Raw genomic sequence first — 20,725 nt, forward strand, 5'->3', positions numbered from 1 at the left:
AGGGAGAAAAATCATGACTTTAGATTACAAAGAGCAATACTGTATTATTGGGGCTGGTGCCGCAGGATTAGCGGCGGCTAGAGCCTTAAGCAAAGCCAAAATTCCCTTTAATGTTATCGAATCTGCCCAGGATGTTGGGGGTATTTGGATTTATGATCGTCCCGATAGTCCAATGTATAAAAATACACATCTGATTGGTCATAAAACCACACAACCTTTTTCCGATTTTCCCATGCCAAAAGATTACCCAGATTATCCCAATCATCGGTTAGTCTATGAATATCTTCGCAATTATGCCGCTCATTTCAATCTCTATGATTTCATGGAATTTAATCTCAGCGTGGAGAAAGTAAAAAAGGTGGGTAACTTTTGGGATGTCACCCTTAGCAACCAAGAAACCAGACGATACCGAGGGGTTTTAATCGCTAGTGGTTATCATAGTAAACCGAATATTCCTCAATTTTCTGGGCATTTTGACGGGGAAATTATCCATTCAAAAGATTATGATAATCCCGCTCAACTAAATGCTAAAAAAGTCCTAGTAGTTGGAGCGGGACAATCAGCCATGGATTTAGTCGTCGAAGCGGCTATTAATGGCAGTAAAACTTTCCATAGTACCCGTCGTGGCTTTCTCTGTATGCCGAAATTTTTGTTCGGTTTGCCCCCAGAATGGGTGATGATTAACACGCCAATCATGAATCTAATTCCAGCGCAAGAACACATGAAAATGATGGCTTTATTATCACCAATAGCTCTATTCTTACAAGGAGTTAATCTCAAAAAACTCAATATTCCGACAGACTGTAAAAGTAACGGTCTAATTATTCCCAATAGTGACCAACAAATCTATCGTTATTATGTGCATGGAGATGTCACCCATAAGCCTAATATTCAACAATTAGACGGAAAGAAAGTTATTTTTGCCGATGGCAGTACAGAAGAAATTGATCTGATTATCTACGCCACTGGTTACAAAATTGAATTTTCTTTTATTGACAAATCTGATTTAAATTGGCAAGAAGGAACCACCCAGCCTAACCTCTATATGAATGTTTTTCACCCAGAGGAAAATAACCTGTTTGTCATCGGAATGGTTCATCCCACTGGCACCCACTGGCGAGTATTTGAAGAACAAAGTAATTTAGTGGCCGCTTATCTACAAGCTCAGGATAAAAAATCCCGGTTTGTCTATAAATTTGAAAAGCTAAAACGTCAAATTAGTGCCAATTTAAGCGCCGACAATAAACACCATAGCGGTACTCACTCCTTAGTGATTGACAAATTGGGTTATATACGCCAAGCCCAAGGATTAGCTCGCCGATTACTGGCTTAAATCTCCCACCATAATTAACCCCCTGAAATCCCTCTATCTTAACTCCAATGCCCTACATTATTGAGACAGCTACTGGTTTTCCAGAACATTACTATCCCCAAGAAGTTCTAGAAGTCAATATCAGAAATCATTGTGCTAATCTTCTTCAAGATTATTGCCGAGAAAATCAACTCGACTTCCAGGAACAAACCTTTTTTGATTTAGAACAAATTCATCGTTTTTTCAGTAATGTCAAAATTCAAGGGCGATACTTCACTATTCCCCTAGATGAATTCGATGCCGATAATCCTCCCGGACTCGCCCAAACCGTTCGTCAAATGGTCGATCTAACTATGGATTTAGTAACATCGACAGTAACTAATTTGCTCAAAAAAGCAGCTCTTTCTCCCAAAGAAATCTCCCTAGTTACCTCCGTTACTGTTCTTCCTTCCGTTCCTTCCCTAGAAAGTTTACTCCTCAATCGTCTAGATTTTTCCCTCGATATCAAGCGGCAAGCGTTATCGGGTGTCGGCTGTTTGGGAGGCGCCCAAGGATTAGCCAGAGTAAACGATTATCTGCAAGGACATCCCACCGAAGCAGCGATTTTGTTTACCACCGATCCCTCCTCTGGCCTTTGGCAAGGGTCAATTCATGGCGATTTAACGGGATTATTGGGACAATTACCCGAAGATCCGTCTCAATATAGCAATATCATTATGACCCTTGTGGTAGCGGCTTTATTTGGCGATGGAGTCGGCACGGTTCTCTTAGCGGGAGATGAACATCCCTTAGTCAAGCAAGGTAAAGCAAAACTGAAGATTATCGGCACTCAATCGCTGTTAATGCCCCACACAGAGCATTTAATGGCATTACCTTTAACAGACTACGGTTTTCGCCAAATTCTTCGCCCAGAAGTCTCTGATTACGTCAAGGGTGGGGTGAGAAAAGCGGTGACATCTTTACTGGAAAAAACAGGAGTTTCCCTCGAGGAAATTGTCTGTTGGATGGTGCATCCGGGGGGTCCAAAGATTCTCGATGCAATAGTTGAAGAATTTCAGTTAGAACCGGATGTTTTACAGGTTAGTTGGGATATTTTGGCAGAAATTGGCAATATTGCCTCTGCTACTATCCTCTGCATTCTCGATGAAACCCTCTCCCGTCCCCATCCTCCCACGGGTTCCTACGGATTAATAATTTCCATGGGGCCTGGATTTGCTCAAGAAGCCATTTTAGTTCAATTCTAAGGATATTTAAGGATGTTAAGCCAAATAGTTTTCATTGCCCTGATTAGTTACATTATTGTCCAACGAGTGCGCGTTACTCGTCTGAGTAAACAGAATATGGCCAAAGTCTTAGCGGAAGGTGGCAAACTGCATAGTTCTAATTATGTGGGATTCGTCAAGATTTTCCAATCTAGCTGGATGCTTTGCATGATTGGGGAAGTTTATCTGCTCGATTGACCTTTTATTCCAGCATTGGCTTTATTTTCCCTAATTACTACTTTTTTAGCTCAAAAGCTCCGCTATGCCTCCATTGAAGCCTTGGGCGATCGCTGGATTCATCAGGTGGTCACGGTTCCTCAGACACCCGTGATCGACAATGGCATTTATCAATATATCCGTCATCCTAACTGGTGGGCCATGATCACGGAATTAGCGGTGGTTCCCTTGTTTCATACCGCTTATCTGACATCTATAGTCTTTAGTCTCCTGAATGCTTGGTTATTAATCCAACGCATTCCGGCTGAAGAAGAAGCTTTGAGTCAAGACACCAATTATCAAGCAGTTTTCGCCAATACTCCCCGTTTTATTCCTAGTTTTAGCGCAATTTTCTCTCGCAAACAGCAACCGCTTAAAAGTTAATTGCCACGGATAGCAGGGCCGGTTCCCTAGGGCCCTTTAATTACCCCTCATACCTGAATTTCAAGGAGAAAAAAAATACTATGGACTCTCTAATTGTTTCCGAAAATATTATTAGCGACAATTTAACTAACGCTCTACAAGAATGGGAAAATTTATTAGGCTCCGAATATGTCAGCACCGATAACAAAAAACGCCTAGAAGCCGAGACCGCTACCTACGAAACCCATGCTAAAATCCCGGCAATTATTCGCCCAGGTAATCGTCAAGAAGTCCAAGAATCTCTAAAAATTGCTAATCGCTATCAAACCCCTGTCTATCCTATTAGTACAGGTAAAAATTGGGGTTATGGTTCGCAAGTTCCTAGCCGCACCGGTTCGGTTTTAATGGATTTGAGTCGATTAAATCAGATTTTGGATTATAATGAAACCCTAGCTTATGTAACTATTGAAGCGGGTGTTACTCAGCGACAACTCTACGATTTTTTGCAAAAAAATGGCAATAAATTATTAATGAGTGTCACCGGTTCGACTCCTGATTCTAGTATTATTGGCAATATTCTCGAACGAGGTCAAGCCAAAGGACTTTTGGGCGATCGCTTTAATCATGTCTGTGGAATGGAAGTAGTTTTGCCCACCGGTGAATGTGTTCATACGGGATTTAATCGCTTTGAAAACTCCCAAATAGGGGCGGTAAATCGTTGGGGAGTCGGTCCTTATTTTGATGGAATTTTTACCCAATCTAACCTGGGAATTGTCACCAAAATGACTTTTTGGTTAACCCCCTATCCTGAATATTTTCAGGCTTTTTTCTATAGCATCGATCAGGAAAATAAATTAGAGTTATTGATCGACAAACTACGTCAACTGAAAATGGCAGGGGTAATTAAAACCACCTTCCACATTAATAATAACTACCGAATGTTGTCTATTCAACAACAATATCCCTGGCAGGAATGCCAAGAAAAAACTCCTTTACCCCCCGATTTATTAGAACAATTAAGTCATCAATGGGGTGGCGGTGTTTGGATAGGAGAAGGTGCTTTATATTCGGCTTCACCAGAACAGGGAAAAGTCGAAAGAAACCTAATTGAAAAAGCCTTGAAAGGAATTGTCAATAAACTTATGTTTTTTGATGAAAATAAGTTCAAAATGGCCAGCAAAATGAGTCCCATTTTTAAAGTATTTACTGGTGTGGAAATTAAGGACAAGGTGGATTTAATTTATCACAAAAATCCCCAACGAGGAATGATTACCGAAAAAGGGCTGAAGATGGCTTATTGGCGCAAAAAAACGCCCCCCACCGATAGGTTGAATTTAGACCTGGATGCCTGTGGCATGATTTGGTGTGTTCCCTCTGTTCCTTTTCTGGGAAATCATCTCAGAAATGCTCTCAATATTATCAGCAGCATCGCTCAAAAATATGGTTATGAACCCAATATCGGCATTAACTGTATTACCGAGCGCAATATCAACATCAATGCTGCCATTTTTTATGATCGATTGCTAGAAGGAGAAGACCAAAAAGCCTTAAATTGTCACGATGAAATGTTGGCAGAATTGATCAATCAAGGCTATTATCCCTACCGTCTTAGTACCCACTCTATGAATAGTTTACCCGCAGCCCAAGACGATTATAGTTGCTTAATCCAGAAAATTAAAGACAGCTTGGATCCCAATCACATTCTCTCACCCGGTCGCTACGAATTTCTTTAAATAAGCCTAACAATCTACTGCTAACTACCCATCTCTCCCCCAATTCTAATGACTTCTAGCACTTCTAGCAAATGGCAACATCTCCGAATAGATTATCTTCCTTATATCACTGGTTGGTTTGGTAACTTTATCGTTAATAATGCCCTTCTAACCATGCTAATTTATCGCTACGACCCGGGCATTCCCAATGACTATAACTTATCCATTTTATTGCCCTCTGCTTTAGTGGGGATAGCGATAATGATTAGCCGTATTGCTGGGGCTTTTGTGCAGCCAGTAGTCGGTTATTTTTCCGATCGCTTTTGGAGTCCTTGGGGCAAAAGAAGACCATTTATACTGGCCAGTTTAGTCCCTTTAATTGGTGGTTTTATCCTGTTGTTTAATCCCCCTAATAACTTAAATCAAACCACTTACTTCATTTATTTAGTCACCATGCTTTGGGTGTTTTATGTGGGCATGGCATCCTACCATGTTCCCTATTTAGCCTGGTTGCCCACTCTCGCTAAAAGCCCAGAAGGAAGAGTTAAATTATCAACTCAAATCGGAATTTTTGGTTTAGTTGGTGCCACCATTGGTGGGATTATTGCCCCTTGGTTAACTGATAGTTATGGCTTTCATGGGATGGGTATTGCTATTAGTCTTATTGGGCTAATTACTCTAGCTATGCCCTTGCTAGAAAAAGAAGAATATAGTCCTTCTAAGGGGAAATATCCTAACTTTAAAACCACCTTAACGGCGGCTTTTACCAATCGGACTTTTTGTATATATATGATCACCATGATCTTGGCGTGGATGGTGATTAGTATTATCTCGGTAATTCCGACTTTTTTAGTAATTGCTCTCCTCAAACGAGAGGTAAGTTTTGCCGCCGTGATTAATACTATTATCGTGGGGAGTGCCTTAGCTGGATTTACCCTAGTTTTACCCTTAGCGCAAAAATATGGCAAAAAACTGGTTTTTCAAGGTTCTTTAATCTGGGTTGGCCTGGGTATGATTGCCATGGCCTGTGGTCGCTTTTGGTGGCAAGATTCTTTGATTCCTTGGTTAATCCTTTCAATCATCGCTAATTTAGCCCTAGCCAGCTTTTTTAGTCTGCCGAATGCCATGTTATCGGACATTATCGATCAAGATGCGGAGCAACAGGGAATGGGACGAGAAGCAATATTTTTTGGAACTAGGGGTCTCCTAATTCAATTTAGCCAAGGTGCGGGGTCTTTTCTAACAGGATTAATCCTTTCTTTCGGGAAAACTCCTGATAACCCCTGGGGGGTACAAATTGCCTTTTTGTGCGCCGGTATATTATCCCTAGCAGCGGCTTTTGTCCTCCGGCCTTATGCGATCAAAAAATAGTTCTTTCCTCGCTAATCTGTTATTACTTTTGACTAAACCCTACTCATTTGGAACTGGATTATGACTTCCCCCAATCCCATCACCAAACAGCAAGAAACTGCTATCAAAAAACTGCGATTGCCCTGGCGATTAATTATTACTGGGATCCTAGCGGCCACCTCGGTTTTTGCCTATCCTACCCTGCGTAATGTCCTCTTAGAAAACACCTCTGAATCCACCACCTCAAAAGAAACCGCTTCGTTAGCAATCGATAAGAGCAAGACGGCAGCCTTACCTGTGCGAACCTTAACTTTAAGTCCTGTCACCCATCACCAAGAACCGCGCCGTTATACGGGTAATATTGTGGCTAAACGGACAAGTGAACTAGGATTTGAGCGTTCGGGACAATTAATTAGTTTATTGGTTCAAGAGGGTCAAGAGGTACGCCGAGGTACTTTAATTGCTACTCTAGATACACGCAATTTAGAAGCACAAAAACAAGAACTCATCGCCCAGCGATCGCAAGCCACGGCTAAACTGCAAGAATTACAAGCTGGTTCCAGGAAAGAAAGTATCGCTGCAGCCCAAGCAAAAGTCCGAGATCTCAGGGAACAATTAGCTTTAGCCCAATCTAAATACCAAAGACGGCTAGGATTGTATCAAGAAGGGGCAATTACTAGAGAACAACTCGAAGAAGTGCAAACAGATGTTAATGCACAACAAGCGAGAATTGATGAAGCCCAAAGTCAATTAGATGAACTCAAGGCCGGTACTCGTCCCGAATTGATTTCTCTGCAAAAAGCCGTTATTGACCAATTTGATGCCCAACTGAAGAATATTAACTTAGAGATTGAGAAAAGCCAACTTCAAGCCCCCTACGATGGCACTATTGCCCTCCTTCACGTCAATATTGGCACTGTTGTTTCTGCAAGTAATCCGATCGTTCGTTTAGTGGAAAGTAATAAACTGGAAGCGCGTATAGGGGTTCCCATTGACCAGTCCGAAAACTTACCAATTGGCAGTAAACATCGTTTAAAAATTGGTAACAAAATATTAACAGGACAAGTCACTTCAACCTTGCCCCAAATTGATCCAACTACCCGTACCGCCACGGTTATTTTAAGTTTAAATCAGACTCAGGGCCTGATTCCGGGGCAAGTGGTCAGCCTAGAATTATCTCAATCAGTTCCACAATCGGGCTATTGGTTGCCCACAGAAGCTTTAGTACAAGGCACGAGAGGATTATGGTCTTCCTATGTTCTAGGAGAAGCTAATCCCGATAATCCTCGACAATTTACCGTCAAACGCCAAGATTTAGAAGTTCTAGCGATTCAAGGCGATCGCTTGTTGGTGCGCGGGACTCTCACCTCCGGTGATCGAGTGATCGTCGAAGGGGTTCACCGCATCGTACCCGGGCAAATGGTGGAAATTTGGTAGTCAGTGGTCATTAATCAGCTTTATTATCCCTAATAATCTCCAATGAATAACTTATTTGAACGTAAACCTAGATTACTAATTCTGACCTTAATTCTGATTATTGTCTGGGGATTGTCTTCCTTTCAAATTTTGCCGCGCATGGAAGATCCCGAAACAATTAATCGAGGTGCCACCATTACCACCAATTTACCCGGTGCCAGTCCTTATCGGGTCGAATCCCTAGTGACCGAAAAAATTGAACAATCTCTCTCTAGCATCAAAGAAATTAGCCTGATTGAGTCCTCCTCAGAATTAGGGCGTTCCACGGTCAATATTGAACTTAAAGATGAAGTGACTGATGTGGATCCCGTCTGGTCACGCATTCGCGATCGGATTACCGATGTCATCCCGGAACTACCCCCAGAAGCCCAAAGACCCTTATACGAAGAAGGATATAGTAAAGCCTTTAGTTTATTGACTGCCATCCTTTGGGATCTAGATACCGCTCCTAATTACGCTATTTTACGCCGACTTGGCCAAGAACTGTTCGATGAATTAGAAGCCCTTTGGGGAACCGAAAGGGTCGAGTTAGTCGGGGTTCCGGCCGAGGAAATTTTAGTCGAAATCGATCCGGTGAAATTATCCTCCCTGGGCCTAACCGCCGTCGAAGTTGCCCAACAAATTCAAACCAGTGATGCCAAGGTCGCCGCCGGACAACTTCGCAGTAATCGCAATAATTTATTATTGGAAGTCGATACCAGTTTAGAATCACTCTCTCGGATTCGAGCCATTCCGATTCGTTACAGTAATGATGGACAATTTACCCGTTTAGGAGATATCGCTCTAGTTACCAAGGGAATTCAAGAACCACCGCCAGAACTAACCATTATTAACGGTAAACCCGCTATTGTGGTGGCGGCTATGATGGAATCGGGCCAACGCATAGACGAATGGACAGCGGCGGCCCAGGCCAAGTTAGACCTGTTTCGACCCTCTCTCCCCCAAGGTGTTAGCCTCAAGATAATTTTTGCCCAAAATCGTTATGTGGCTAACCGACTCGATGGATTATTCAGCAACATGATCCTAGGGTTACTCTGTGTCATGGGGACAGCTTTTGTGATGATGGGATGGCAGTCCGCCTTGGTGGTGAGTTTATCCTTGCCTTTATCGATCCTGATGGTCTTTGCCGGTATGAATCTCTGGCAAATCCCCCTACATCAAATGTCGGTGACAGGAATTGTTATTGCTTTGGGACTTTTGATCGATAACGCTATTGTGATTGTCGATGAACTGCAAAAAGGACTACGGACGGGAATAGCTCACCAACATATTGTTGCTGAAACCGTTAAACAGTTAGGGATTCCCCTCTTAGCTTCTACCCTAACCACGATTTTGTCTTTTATGCCGATCGCTCTTTTGCAAGGAGGCATTGGCGAATTCGTGCGTACTATCGCCCAAACAGTGATCTTAGCCTTGGTTAGTTCTCTAATTTTGTCCCTAACGATTATTCCTGTCCTCAGTTTACGTTTATATCAACTGACTCATCGCTCGCACCAGACAAAAACCCATTGGTGGGATACGGGAATTAATTTACCGCTCCTAACGGGTTTGTATCGCCAAATTTTGAAGTTGAATCTCTATTTTCCCGTATTAGGTCTGGTTATTGGCTTGATTATCCCAATTACTGGCTTTGTTGTCGCTGGCACTCTCCCAGAAGAATTCTTTCCCCCAGCAGAACGAGATCAGTTAACCCTAGAAATCGAACTGGCCCCCACCACAACCCTAGAAGTAACTCAGGTAAAAGTGGCTCAAGCTGCAAAAATACTGCTAGATCATCAAGAAATTGGGGAAGTTCACTGGTTTTTAGGGCGTAATGCTCCCCCCTTCTACTATAATCTCTCCGATGGCGTCAAAGACTCTCCTAATTTTGCCCAAGCGTTGATTCAACTTCGGCAAGTTTCTGATGAACCCCAATTGATCGAAACCTTACAAAAACAATTAAGTCAAGCTCTACCGATGGCTAGGGTATTAGTTAGCCCCCTAGAACAGGGGCCACCGGTGGGCGCCCCGATCGAAATTAGGGTTTATGGCTCAGAATTGGAGATGTTAAGGAAAATTGGCGAGTCCCTACGGGAAGAACTGGCAAAAATACCCGAAATAACCTATTCTGTTGCTGATTTAAGTGAAATTCAAGCTAAATTAGCCTTAAAAATTAATGAAGAAAAAGCTCGACTAATTGGTTTGGATAATGCGGCGATCGCCAGCCAATTGGATAACCTTTTAGAAGGTTCTGTGGGTGGCTCGATTTTAGAAGCAACGGAAGAATTACCCGTACGAGTCCGAGTCGCTAATCGCGATCGCGAGCAACTGCCACAAATTGCCTCTTTAAATATTCTCGGTAATTCCGCCACTGCTGAACGGGCTAATATTTCCCTTTCCTCCGTGGCAGAATTTGATTTTCTCCCCGAATTAGCCACGATTCCTCAACGAAATGGCAAGCGAATTAATACGGTGAAGGCCTATGTTCAAGCTGATGCGATCGCTGCAACGGTTTTAGACGAATTTCGCCAAAACTTAGAATCGGGCAAATTTTCTCTTCCGCCAGGGTATCGGCTCGAATTTGGCGGAGAGGAAGAAGAAAGAGATACAGCTGTGGCTAATCTAATTGCTAGTGTGGGAGTCTTGGCGATTCTAATGCTATCAACCCTTGTTCTTTCTTTTAACTCCTTCCGTCTTGCTGCCCTAGTTACTGTCGTCGGTATTAGTTCAATTGGACTAGCCTTATTTTCCCTCTGGTTATTTGAATATCCCTTGGGATTCATGTCCATTTTAGGCACTATCGGCTTAGTTGGGGTTTCCGTTAATGATTCTATTGTCGTGGTGGCGGCTTTACAAGCTTTACCTCCCCATCTTCAACGCCAACGCAAGGCAATCCGGGAAGTGGTCATTGCTTCCACCCGTCACATTCTCACCACTACCTTAACCACCGTGACGGGATTTGTGCCATTATTTCTCTACGGCGGGGCTTTTTGGGAACCCCTCGCTATCTGTATTTCCATCGGGGTAATCGGAACCACCTTAAGCGCACTGGTATTTGTCCCGTCGGGATGGTACTATCTCGCTCAAGCCCAAAAGGTTTCCCCTCTGTCTGTTCCTGAGTAGCTTGATTAAATGCCACTTTTGTAGAGACGTTGCTAGACAACGTCTCTATTGATTTGGGTAAAAATATCCTGAAAGTCCTCTCGGCTCCACCGCCCTGATCCGAGAAAATACGGGGAATTAGCTGGGTTAAATAGGGTTTGCGGCAAAAAGTTTGTTGGTGGGGTTAGGAGTCGGTCGTCGGTCGTCGGTCGTCAGTAGCCGGTCGTTTCAGGCTTTGTTGCCCTCTCTTTTTGTACTAACTTATGTACTGAAAGGAGGATAATGCCAGGTTTTTGGGGGTCCCAATCCGATTTTCGCAGCATGAACATCGGATTTTAACAGGTCAAAAGCCTTATTTTCAAAGGGTTTTACCATTATTCAGCCGACCCTAAATATAATCGAGTTTAAACAATAGATAAGTTTTTTAACAAGAGTAGTTTCAGATACTAATTACCCGATGGACTGGGGTAGAATTGGAAAAACCAGTCAAACTGTTTTAGCCAAGCTATTTAACTATGATTAAAATTAACTTGCTGTTCGGGTTATCTTCCCTTAAAAAATTGATAAAAAACTTTACATAAACTCAAAAGAGAGCCTGATAAATAACTCAGCTTTTAGATGAGTTATTTATCAGACGAAGTTTTTGGGTGCTTTTGTTGATTAATTCTTAACCACCATCTTAAAGTAGAAGAAGGGAGATGAAAGTTAATCAGTTACTAAGACTCTACGAACAAGGAGAGCGGGATTTTTTAGCCATTGACTTGATGAGTCTAGACCTACAACAAGTGACTCTGATCGCTGTCAATTTTGCGGCGGCCAATTTGCGCGGAACTAATTTGAGTCGCTCTTTTCTGACTAAATCAAATCTGCGGGGAGCGAGCTTGAATTGGGCGAATTTAACCTATGCCAAATTAAGTCAAGCGCAATTAGTGGAAGCGGACTTAACCAAAGCTAATCTCACCGGGGCCTTTATGGTACAGGCAAACCTGCGTAACTCGCGATTAAGTGGGGCGGATCTTTCCCATGCTAATCTCCGGGGGGCGAATTTATGCGGGGCGAATTTATGCGGGGCGAATTTATACTTAGTTAATCTCTTGGAGGCAACCCTAGATAAAGTCAATCTCAATTGGGCTAATTTGCAAGAGGCGCGGCTAAGTGGGGCTAAATGTCGTCAGATTTCCGCAAGGGAAGCCAATTTTAGCGGCTCTTTTCTTAAAGAGGTGGACTTTCAGGGGGCTAATTTAGAAAGGGCTAATTTTAGCGAGGCACGTCTGACGGGTAGTGATTTACGCGGGGCCAATTTAGCGGGTGCTAATCTAGCGGGAGCGCGTTTACAAGAAGTAAATCTACAGGGAGCGGACTTGAGGGGTGCTAACTTGACGGGGACTGGTTTTGAGAGCGTCACCGTTTGGACAGAAACCGCCCAAGAAGATGATATTTTTCCCCTAGACTGGTTTCAGCCCCGTTTTGCCACTTAAAAGTCAATATGTCTGCCGAAAGCCCCTCCTTTTCCTATCGATTAACGATTAGCTGGAGTGGTTAATCTTTGGTTAGGAATGGGGATTGGGGGAGCATTATTCGGCTCATCCTCGAAGGGTAAAGCAGGGGGAGGAGGAGGAGTGGTAGCACTGGGAGATGGTGCTGGAGATGGCGTGGGATTAACGGCAGCGGGGGGACTTTTCGGGGTGACGACGGGTGCGGGAGAGCTAAAACCGAGGAGAGCTTTGCCAAAGGGAAAAACATTAGCCCAGCGTTGAATATTGGGATGGCCAAACCAATCTTGACGGGATACCTTCACCGAGAGGAGAGGTGCGATCGCCCCTGATTTTTCGGCCGTTATCAATAAATCAATTTTATTAAGACCCTGTTGTTGATTAAAACGACTGATGATAGTTTTCTCTGCTAATTGCGATGCTCTAGTCAATAATCCTTCGTAGGATTCTCCCCGTTTAACTGTGATGGGAAGATTAACAGTGGATTGAGCAAAAACCACATCAACGGCGATAATTCCCGTCAGCAGCGTTAAAACAGTAATAGACTTGTACATAGGACAGACGGTTAAACAGGCACTCCCTCGCTAGGGTCGGGATCTTCCCTGTTAGAGTTCCCCGATCGCTTTCTTAAATTACCACGATCGATCTCTGGCCACAATTGAAAATTTTCCGGTAGCAAAATCGTCCTTGGCTCCTAGCAATAGGCAATAGGGGAATAATTAGGGCTGGCTGAATAAATCTAAAAACTTTGTTGGATAATATCTTTAGGCTTTTTTGCCCTCAAAAAGTGTCAGTCATTGGAGTGATCAGGGGGGAAAATTCCGGGACTTTTTCCCTGAACATTGGGTAATTGACCACCTGAAAATGGCTAAAACCCCACACCCGACACCCCCACCCCCACGAAAAACTGTTTCAGCATAACCTAATTATATTTGGCTATATCGACCAGAGGGTTTTAATTATGACACAAACTAGCGAAACCGTTACCTATTCTCTCGAATCTGTCCTGACAAGGATCGAGAGTAAAATCGACAATCTCCAAAGAGATGTTAATCAGAAAATTGACTCTCTCCAAAGAGATATGGATCAAAAATTTGACAATCTCCAAAGAGATATGGATCAAAAATTTGACAGTCTCCAAAGAGATGTGGATCAGAAAATCGACAGTCTCCAAAAAGATGTTAATCAAAAATTTGACAGTCTCCAAAAAGATGTTAATCAAAAATTTGACAGTCTCCAAAAAGATGTTAATGATTTAAAGGTGGAAGTCACAGAAATCAAAGGAGATATTAAAACTCTTGATCAGAAAGTCGAAGCGATGGATAAACGACTGGAAAAAGTCGAAGATAGTTATGCAATCCTAGTTAAAGATATTGCGGACTTGAAAGGGTTTAAATCTCTGATTATCCCCATGATTGTAGCTTTTTTAAGTGCCGTGGTCACTTTGGGATTGCGCGGCTTTTTTCTTGGCAATAAACCTTAAATATATCAGGGGATATTTTAATCATCAAGTTTATTTTGTACTCTACCAATAAAATCCATGAGTTTTTGTATTAATCCTCATTGTCCTAAACCGAAAAGTATCCCGGAGAGTCGTTACTGTCAATCCTGTGGTTCCGACTTGCTTTTAAATGGTAAATATCGAGTCACAAATTTATTGAGTGCCAAAGGTGGATTTGGTAATACCTATGAAGTGATAGATGAACATAAAATACCCAAAGTATTAAAAGTTCTTACCTACGATTCCAGTAAAGCTATTGATTTATTTCAACAGGAAGCCAATCTTTTAAAACAATTAAATCACCCCGGTATTCCCAAAGGAGAAAACTATTTTATTTATCATCCCCGGGAGAGTCAAACTGCTTTACACTGTTTAGTCATGGAGAAAATTGCTGGTATTGACTTAGAAGAATATCAAAAACAAAGAGGATTTAAACCGATTGATTATAATCTCGCTTGTGATTGGTTAACTCAGTTAGCTAATATTCTCTACGAAGTTCATAAACATAAATTCTATCATCGCGACATCAAACCCTCTAATATTATCTTAAAACCCGATGGTCAATTAGTTTTAATTGATTTTGGAGCGGCGCGACAAGTGACTAAAACCGTCCTAGCAGGAGGTAAAAATACAGGAATTTATACCCCTGGATATGCTCCTCCCGAACAATCTCGCGGTCACTCTGTCCCCCAGTCAGACTTTTATGCTTTGGGCAAAACTTTCGTCTTTTTGTTAACCGGTAAAGAACCCAGTGACCCGAAAATTTATAATATTAATACCAATGAATTTAACTGGCGTAAATATGCCCCAAATATCCCTTCTCGATTAGCAGATTTTATCGATAATTTAATGGCAGAAAAACCTATTGATCGACCTAAAGACACCAAAACTTTGCTAAAAATTATTACTGATATTAAAGCCAATCCCCATCAAACTAAAAAAACTAAAAAAACTAAAAAAACTAAAAATTCTTCTCTTGAAAAACCTAAAATTATTCCTATTCCCAATCCTGCACTTATTTCTTTACTCGCTGCAATTTCTCCCAGTCATGCCGGGTTTTGGCTCCGTTTAAAAGCCTCTTTAATTGATTCTTTTATCGTTCTTATTATCGCCGCTTTATTAGGTGGTTATATCTGTTTTCGCTTACAACAATGGTCAACTTTTCAAGATTTAAACCTTGATTTTGATATAGCCAAAGAAATCTGGGTTTACTACGCAGCAGGATTAAGTGCAGCTGGAACAACAATTTTTGGTTTTGCTTTATTTATAGCAGCAATTATCTATAATATTCAAGCCAAAGTTAACTTTACTCACGAGCATATTGCCATCCTGACCGCTCTCGGTTTAGGAATAGTGATTAAATGGTTATATTATGTTTTCTTAGAATATCTTTTTAAAGCCACTATTGGTAAAATGTTTTTTGATTTATCCGTCACCGATAGCCAAGGCCGACGCATATCTTTTGCAAGAGCCAATCGCCGCTACTTACTAAAATTTATCTCCACTGCTCCCTTATATTTGGGCTTTTTACTGGCAGCCTGGACAAAGAAAAAACGCGCCCTTCATGACATGATTTCTGGTACACAAATCCGCAAAAAACAGTAACCAGAACCTAGAAAAGTAGGGAGATGGGAGCAGGACGATAGGATAAAATCAACTACAATAGGGACAAGATATTCCTGCTCGGTAATTGGGGGACTGTTTATCTTTTTCATCGATGGGATGACCGCAAGCGGGACACATTTCATAATGTCCTACCTCTAAATTAGCTGTTAGGGCCACTCTTTGATCGAAAACAAAACATTCTCCTTGCCAAAGACTCTGATCAGGACTAACTTCTTCTAAGTATTTCAAAATACCTCCCTCTAGCTGATAAACTTGAGAAAAGCCTTGATTTAATAAAAAAGCTGCCGCCTTTTCACAGCGAATTCCCCCCGTACAAAAAAGAGCTATTTTCTTATTGTTAATACGATCAAAATTGTCGTGAATATACTCAGGAAATTGGCGAAAATGCTGGATTTCTGGGTTAAGCGCTCCCGCAAAAGTACCGATCGCCACTTCATAATTATTACGAGTATCGATCACTACCACGTCCGGCTCTTTCAGCAATTGGTTCCACTCTTCAGCTTTGAGATGAATTCCTGTTTTTTCGAGAGGATTAGCCTTGGCTTGACCAAAAGTCACAATTTCCTGTTTTAAGCGAATTTTTAGGCGTTGAAAGGGCAAATAATCACAAACAGACTCTTTCACCTCTAGATTAGCTAAACGAGTATCGGTTTTTAACCAACTAATCACCTCCGCGATCGCTTGACTGTTCCCGGCGATCGTTGCGTTAATCCCCTCGGCTGCCAGAAGAATAGTTCCTTTAATTCCTCTTTCTTGGCAGTATTTTTGTATTTCTGGCTGTTTTTGACGATAATCTGACAAAGCCACAAACTGGTAAAAAGTGGCGACTAGATAAGACATGGCAAGCAAAGGGAAAATTAACTTGTAATATTTTTCACTATAGGTTATGATAACGAAAGTGTCCTAAAAACCAGATCGGGGGTTTAGCTCAGTTGGTAGAGCGCCTGCTTTGCAAGCAGGATGTCAGCGGTTCGAGTCCGCTAACCTCCATAGCATCTCCCCCATAGTCCTGACTGATTCACTTTTGCTTGGTGATTAGCTCAAGTCTTTTTGGGAAGACAATTAGCTAGTTAATTATTAAATGATGTCTCGTACCTATCAAGCTACTGGAATCAATCTGCAAGGAATGGCCTTCGGAGAGGCCGATCGCCTCTTAACTATTTTGACGGCCGAATATGGTTTAATTAGAGCCATCGCTCCAGGTGCGCGCAAGTATAAATCTTCCCTGCGGGGTAGAAGCGAACTATTTGTGGTCAATAATCTGTTAATAGTCGCAGGAAAATCCCTAGATAAGGTCGTTCAAGCCGAAACTATCGAATCTTATCCCAAATTAAGTCAAAATCTCGCCAAACTCACCGTTAGTCAATACCTCTGCGAACTGGTTTTGGCGATCGCTCTGAGCGAACAACCCCAGAGGGAATTATACGAATTAATCTGCAGCCATCTGGCCAGAATTGAAGTCCTCGACGAGAATGAATACATACTTCCCTACCTTTGTCAAGCAATTTTTCATTTCTTAACAATTGCCGGCTTAGTGCCGCAAGTCCATAACTGCCTGTTGACGGGAAAAGCTTTAATTGGGGACAATTGCCTAGGATTTAGTTTCGAGGCAGGGGGAATAATAGATCTAGCTGCCCTAACAGAAACAATCAACCCGCCCAAAATCGATAGTAAACTGACGTTGCAAGAACTGCAATTACTGCAATGCCTAGGAAAAACCGATTTTCCCCCAGAAGAAAACCTTACCTCAGAACTAGCTTGGATTAACCTCGATCGCCTGCTGCGCCGCTATACTCAATATCATCTGGGAAAAACTTTTCGCTCCTCGGCATTAGTTGAGGGTTTATCTCCCTTAGAATTTTAAACAGATAGTAAAAGTTATCATAATGCAACTGTTTGACTCAGAAACTAGCGACGCAATTCCTAGCGACTCCTCCACTCCTATTTTTAATTCTTCCGATTCCTCACCGAGGCAATCCGACGCAGAAACCATGAACCGCTTGCCTAAACGTGCGCCCAAATCCAATCCTAGTCAGGGTTTTGCCCCAGTGCTAAAAAACCCGCGCTTTCTCACTCTCTGGGCGGGGGGAATTTTTTCCCAATTAGCGGATAAATTCTATTTAGTCCTGATGATCTCCCTAATTGCCACCCATTACCAAGAAGCCGATCAATCGATTAGTGGCTGGGTATCAGCGATAATGATTGCTAATACAATTCCGGCGGTGTTAGTGGGTTCGGTAGCGGGTGTATATGTTGATAGATGGTTAAAAAAACAAGTTTTAGTTATTTCTAACCTTTTACGCGGGGCTTTTGTCCTCGTCATACCCCTATTATTATGGTTAGTGCGCGAGCAAACTTTAGCCGTTCCCCTCGGTTGGTTGCCTGACGGTTTAAGAAATTGGCATTACCGGCTACAAGGAGAATTTAACTTACCCTTCGGTTTTTTCCTGTTGTTAGTCATTACTTTTCTTGTCTCCACCTTAACCCAATTTTTTGCCCCCGCCGAACAATCTACCCTGCCATTAGTGGTAAAACGTCGTCATCTTCTACCGGCTAATTCCCTCAACACTTTAACCACCATGGCAGTATTAATTATCGGTTTTGCCATCGGTGAACCTCTATTAGCTTTTGCCGATAGCATTTTCGGCACGAGAGCCGGACAATTTGATATTGGCAAAGTGATGATTGTCGGTGCTTTTTATATAATTGCCGGTTTAATTCTAATTATCCTGCGAACTAACGAAAAATATGTCATTCCTACCGCAGAACAGCCCCATGTTTGGGAAGATATCCGCGACGGCATTCGTTACCTCAACAAAAATCATAAAGTTCGTAACGCTCTGATTCAATTAGTCATCTTATTCTGTATTTTTGCAGCTCTATCAGTATTAGCTGTTAGTATGGCGGAAAAACTACCCGGGTTAAAAGCTTCTCAATTCGGCTTTTTATTAGCCTCCTGTGGTGCAGGAATGGCAGTTAGTGCGATTACTTTGGGTTATTGGGGCCAAAAATTCTCCCACACCCAATTAAGTCTCTGGGGTTCCCTGGGTATGGCGGCAGCTTTAATCGGTTTATCTCTAGCCACAAAGAGTTTAATTTTAGCCTTCGCTATGACGGCTTTATTAGGGATTTTTGCCGCTTTAGTCGGGGTTCCCATGCAAACTACCCTACAGGCAGATACACCCCCCGAAATGCGCGGTAAAGTCTTTGGTTTAGAAAATAATGCCGTTAATATTGCCCTCTCTTTACCCTTAGCCGTGGCGGGTATCGCCGAAACTCAATTCGGACTCCGACCGGTATTATTAGCTTTAGCAGTTATGGCAGTTATCGGCGGTGGTTTTACTTGGTATGTTTCTGGCAATTTATCTAAAGATTAGCGGAACTTTTCAGTTATCAGTTATCAGTAAACAGTAATCAGGAGTCAGGAGTCAGTAAGTAGTCGTGCAAAATTAATTTCCTAGTGAAGATAGGCAAGAGGCAAGAGGCAAGAGGTGGTTAGATATGTGTAATTAATTTTGCTTAGGTACTTATTCAGTATTCAGTATTCAGTATTCAGTCCCGATGAAAAAATTTTCACCCCCACAGATGAAAGAGGTTTCCTTCCCTACACCCCACAACCCACACCCTACACCCTCTTTCAAGTCAGGAGATTGCCTTTATTTATTCTCCCATACCCCCCGCAAAGAAGCGAAACTAACATTAACTAAACGGTAGCTTGTGGTAGTAATTACTGAGTAACGCACAGAAAACGGGTTTCTCGGAGAAACCCGTTTTCTACTCATGCCTCATGCAAAAAGGGGAATAAATAATCAGTCTTTAATAACCAGATTTAGTATCAGGAGACAAAGTAACCTTAAACTTGTTAGAATCAAAAAGTTGTTATTTTCTGGTAGTCATTCACCGCTCAGATTCGTTAAAATTATATTACATGACTAATAATATTGACCATGATCGCTTATTTAAGGAGTTAATCTCCACCTTTTTTGTCGAATTTATTGAGTTGTTTTTTCCTCAAGTGATGGATTATTTAGATAGGGACTCGATTACTTTTTTAGACAAAGAAGTATTTACCGATGTCACGGAAGGAGAAAGGCATGAAAGCGATTTAGTCGCACAAGTTAAGTTTCGAGGAAAAGAATCTTTCTTTCTGATTCATCTGGAGGCGCAGCAAAGTTCCCGCCAGGGGTTTAACCGGCGAATGTTGACTTATTTTGCTCGCTTTCATGAGAAATTTGTCTTACCGATTTATCCCATTGTAATTTTTTCTTATTCAAAGCCAAAAAGAGCAGCGATTAGTCAATATGTAGTCGATTTTCCCGATTTCAAGGTATTAGAATTTAACTATCAAGTCGTGCAATTAAATCGATTAAATTGGCGAGATTTTCTCAATCAGCCGAATCCGGTTGCTTCGGCTTTGATGGCGAAGATGAACATTGCCGACAAAGAGCGAGCAAAAGTTAAGGCGGAATGTCTGCGCTTGTTAATAACTTTACGGTTAGATGCGGCGAGAATGCAATTAATTTCTGGATTTATTGATACTTATCTCAATCTAAATCCGGTCGAAGAGATACAATTTCAAGAAGAGATTAGCACATTTAGTCAACCCGTACAGGAGGGAGTTATGCAAATTACTACCAGTTGGATGCGTCAAGGTATCGAACAAGGTATTGAACAAGGTATCGAACGCGAAAAGACGTTTATTATTCGCCAACTTAAACGCAAGTTAGGGGAAATTAATCCTGCATTAGAAACTAAAATCATGCAGTTAAGTATTGATGATGTCGAAGCATTAGGAGAAGCTTTATTCGACTTCTCTACGGTTGAAGATTTAATCAATTGGTTAAATACTTTAACTGCCTAGCTTTGACGTTAGCGATCGCCTTTTGTCCATCACCCGCTAAAATTTTCATGGCGAGGGGGGAATTGAGAGATAACCTTCATCTCAACACCATAATCCCCCCCCAATCTCACGGTATTATCGAGAAAACTGGTTTCTTGAAGGAACTCGTTTTCTGGATTTCTGACAGTCGCCAGTTAGAGAGAATTTGTGCCGTGTCGAGACTCCGAGACTCCGAGACTCCGAGATAGCTATCAGGGATCAGATTTGAGTTTTCAGTTCACTGTTTACTGGTCACTGAAAAAGCTGACGGAGTAGCGGCTTAAATGTGTAATTAATTTTGCTTAGGCACTTATTAATCGCTACAGTTTCTATTATCTAGTTAAGTAGGGAGGCACAATTATTTGTAGGATGGGTTAGCGGTAGCGTAACCCATGCGGGCGTTGGGTTTCATGCTTCAACCCAACCTACGTTCATTTTATATCTGAACTTCCCC

At 42.0% G+C, this 20,725-nt stretch carries 16 protein-coding genes and 1 tRNA gene; 15 read left to right on the forward strand and 2 right to left on the reverse strand.

Features of this window, described 5'->3' with window-relative positions; all coding sequences use genetic code 11:
- Positions 1–13: 13 nt before the first annotated feature.
- The 9 genes from IM500_RS00555 (at position 14) to IM500_RS00595 (ending at position 12,250) form a co-directional block, all read left to right on the forward strand.
- A complete protein-coding gene (locus IM500_RS00555) occupies positions 14–1,333 on the forward strand; it encodes a flavin-containing monooxygenase (RefSeq protein WP_004158563.1) in 1,320 nt (439 codons plus the stop codon).
- Between the two features lie 47 nt (positions 1,334–1,380).
- Complete coding sequence (locus tag IM500_RS00560) at positions 1,381–2,556, forward strand: type III polyketide synthase (protein ID WP_052277747.1); 1,176 nt, start codon at positions 1,381–1,383, stop codon at positions 2,554–2,556.
- 12 nt (positions 2,557–2,568) lie between these two features.
- Entirely contained in the window at positions 2,569–2,772 is a 204-nt protein-coding gene (locus IM500_RS00565; protein WP_253880995.1) for a hypothetical protein, read from the forward strand.
- Positions 2,773–2,787: 15 nt separating this feature from the next.
- A complete protein-coding gene (locus IM500_RS00570; RefSeq protein WP_253880997.1) occupies positions 2,788–3,174 on the forward strand; it encodes an isoprenylcysteine carboxylmethyltransferase family protein in 387 nt (128 codons plus the stop codon).
- 80 nt (positions 3,175–3,254) lie between these two features.
- The gene (locus IM500_RS00575) at positions 3,255–4,886 is read left to right on the forward strand and encodes an FAD-binding oxidoreductase (RefSeq protein ID WP_287737393.1); all 1,632 of its coding nucleotides are present in this window, start codon (positions 3,255–3,257) and stop codon (positions 4,884–4,886) included.
- Between the two features lie 48 nt (positions 4,887–4,934).
- Positions 4,935–6,236, forward strand: coding sequence for an MFS transporter (locus IM500_RS00580; RefSeq protein ID WP_287737395.1), 1,302 nt, complete (start codon positions 4,935–4,937; stop codon positions 6,234–6,236).
- Positions 6,237–6,296: 60 nt separating this feature from the next.
- Positions 6,297–7,652, forward strand: a complete 1,356-nt coding sequence (locus IM500_RS00585; RefSeq protein ID WP_287737397.1) for an efflux RND transporter periplasmic adaptor subunit — start codon at positions 6,297–6,299, stop codon at positions 7,650–7,652.
- 42 nt (positions 7,653–7,694) lie between these two features.
- Positions 7,695–10,793: an efflux RND transporter permease subunit gene (locus IM500_RS00590; protein ID WP_287737398.1), complete on the forward strand. Its 3,099-nt coding sequence runs from the start codon at positions 7,695–7,697 to the stop codon at positions 10,791–10,793.
- Between the two features lie 677 nt (positions 10,794–11,470).
- Entirely contained in the window at positions 11,471–12,250 is a 780-nt protein-coding gene (locus tag IM500_RS00595; RefSeq protein WP_147072238.1) for a pentapeptide repeat-containing protein, read from the forward strand.
- 41 nt (positions 12,251–12,291) lie between these two features.
- Here IM500_RS00595 and IM500_RS00600 read toward each other — a convergent pair whose 3' ends face one another.
- Positions 12,292–12,819, reverse strand: a complete 528-nt coding sequence (locus IM500_RS00600) for a hypothetical protein (protein WP_002798966.1) — start codon at positions 12,817–12,819, stop codon at positions 12,292–12,294.
- A 407-nt stretch (positions 12,820–13,226) separates the two neighbouring features.
- Between IM500_RS00600 and IM500_RS00605 the strand changes: the two genes are divergently transcribed.
- On the forward strand, positions 13,227–13,748 hold the full coding sequence (locus IM500_RS00605) for a DNA recombination RmuC family protein (RefSeq protein ID WP_287737399.1): 522 nt from the start codon (positions 13,227–13,229) through the stop codon (positions 13,746–13,748).
- Positions 13,749–13,805: 57 nt separating this feature from the next.
- Positions 13,806–15,371 (forward strand): protein kinase domain-containing protein, encoded by a 1,566-nt coding sequence (locus IM500_RS00610; RefSeq protein WP_287737400.1) that lies wholly within the window; start codon positions 13,806–13,808, stop codon positions 15,369–15,371.
- 48 nt (positions 15,372–15,419) lie between these two features.
- Here IM500_RS00610 and trhO read toward each other — a convergent pair whose 3' ends face one another.
- Positions 15,420–16,232 (reverse strand): oxygen-dependent tRNA uridine(34) hydroxylase TrhO, encoded by an 813-nt coding sequence (gene trhO, locus IM500_RS00615; RefSeq protein ID WP_287737401.1) that lies wholly within the window; start codon positions 16,230–16,232, stop codon positions 15,420–15,422.
- Between the two features lie 77 nt (positions 16,233–16,309).
- On the opposite strand from trhO, the gene IM500_RS00620 reads away from it, so the two are divergent.
- From IM500_RS00620 to IM500_RS00635, 4 genes are all read left to right on the forward strand, one after another.
- Positions 16,310–16,382: transfer RNA gene (locus IM500_RS00620), tRNA-Ala, on the forward strand.
- 91 nt (positions 16,383–16,473) lie between these two features.
- Entirely contained in the window at positions 16,474–17,256 is a 783-nt protein-coding gene (gene recO, locus IM500_RS00625; protein ID WP_190723617.1) for a DNA repair protein RecO, read from the forward strand.
- 22 nt (positions 17,257–17,278) lie between these two features.
- Positions 17,279–18,769, forward strand: a complete 1,491-nt coding sequence (locus tag IM500_RS00630; RefSeq protein WP_287737402.1) for an MFS transporter — start codon at positions 17,279–17,281, stop codon at positions 18,767–18,769.
- 551 nt (positions 18,770–19,320) lie between these two features.
- Positions 19,321–20,253, forward strand: a complete 933-nt coding sequence (locus tag IM500_RS00635; RefSeq protein ID WP_287737403.1) for a DUF4351 domain-containing protein — start codon at positions 19,321–19,323, stop codon at positions 20,251–20,253.
- The last annotated feature ends 472 nt before the right edge of the window (positions 20,254–20,725 follow it).

Source organism: Microcystis sp. M179S2 (assembly GCF_020245805.1).
Classification (GTDB): Bacteria; Cyanobacteriota; Cyanobacteriia; order Cyanobacteriales; family Microcystaceae; genus Microcystis; species Microcystis aeruginosa.

Excerpts from the sequence above, each read along its gene's own strand:
- IM500_RS00555 (WP_004158563.1), top strand. The coding sequence starts at position 14 with ATGACTTTAGATTACAAAGAGCAATACTGTATTATTGGGGCTGGTGCC.
- IM500_RS00560 (WP_052277747.1), top strand. The coding sequence starts at position 1,381 with ATGCCCTACATTATTGAGACAGCTACTGGTTTTCCAGAACATTACTAT.
- IM500_RS00565 (WP_253880995.1), top strand. The coding sequence starts at position 2,569 with ATGTTAAGCCAAATAGTTTTCATTGCCCTGATTAGTTACATTATTGTC.
- IM500_RS00575 (WP_287737393.1), top strand. The coding sequence starts at position 3,255 with ATGGACTCTCTAATTGTTTCCGAAAATATTATTAGCGACAATTTAACT.
- IM500_RS00580 (WP_287737395.1), top strand. The coding sequence starts at position 4,935 with ATGACTTCTAGCACTTCTAGCAAATGGCAACATCTCCGAATAGATTAT.
- IM500_RS00585 (WP_287737397.1), top strand. The coding sequence starts at position 6,297 with ATGACTTCCCCCAATCCCATCACCAAACAGCAAGAAACTGCTATCAAA.
- IM500_RS00590 (WP_287737398.1), top strand. The coding sequence starts at position 7,695 with ATGAATAACTTATTTGAACGTAAACCTAGATTACTAATTCTGACCTTA.
- IM500_RS00595 (WP_147072238.1), top strand. The coding sequence starts at position 11,471 with ATGAAAGTTAATCAGTTACTAAGACTCTACGAACAAGGAGAGCGGGAT.
- IM500_RS00600 (WP_002798966.1), bottom strand. The coding sequence starts at position 12,819 with ATGTACAAGTCTATTACTGTTTTAACGCTGCTGACGGGAATTATCGCC.
- IM500_RS00605 (WP_287737399.1), top strand. The coding sequence starts at position 13,227 with ATGACACAAACTAGCGAAACCGTTACCTATTCTCTCGAATCTGTCCTG.
- IM500_RS00610 (WP_287737400.1), top strand. The coding sequence starts at position 13,806 with ATGAGTTTTTGTATTAATCCTCATTGTCCTAAACCGAAAAGTATCCCG.
- trhO (WP_287737401.1), bottom strand. The coding sequence starts at position 16,232 with ATGTCTTATCTAGTCGCCACTTTTTACCAGTTTGTGGCTTTGTCAGAT.
- recO (WP_190723617.1), top strand. The coding sequence starts at position 16,474 with ATGATGTCTCGTACCTATCAAGCTACTGGAATCAATCTGCAAGGAATG.
- IM500_RS00630 (WP_287737402.1), top strand. The coding sequence starts at position 17,279 with ATGCAACTGTTTGACTCAGAAACTAGCGACGCAATTCCTAGCGACTCC.
- IM500_RS00635 (WP_287737403.1), top strand. The coding sequence starts at position 19,321 with ATGACTAATAATATTGACCATGATCGCTTATTTAAGGAGTTAATCTCC.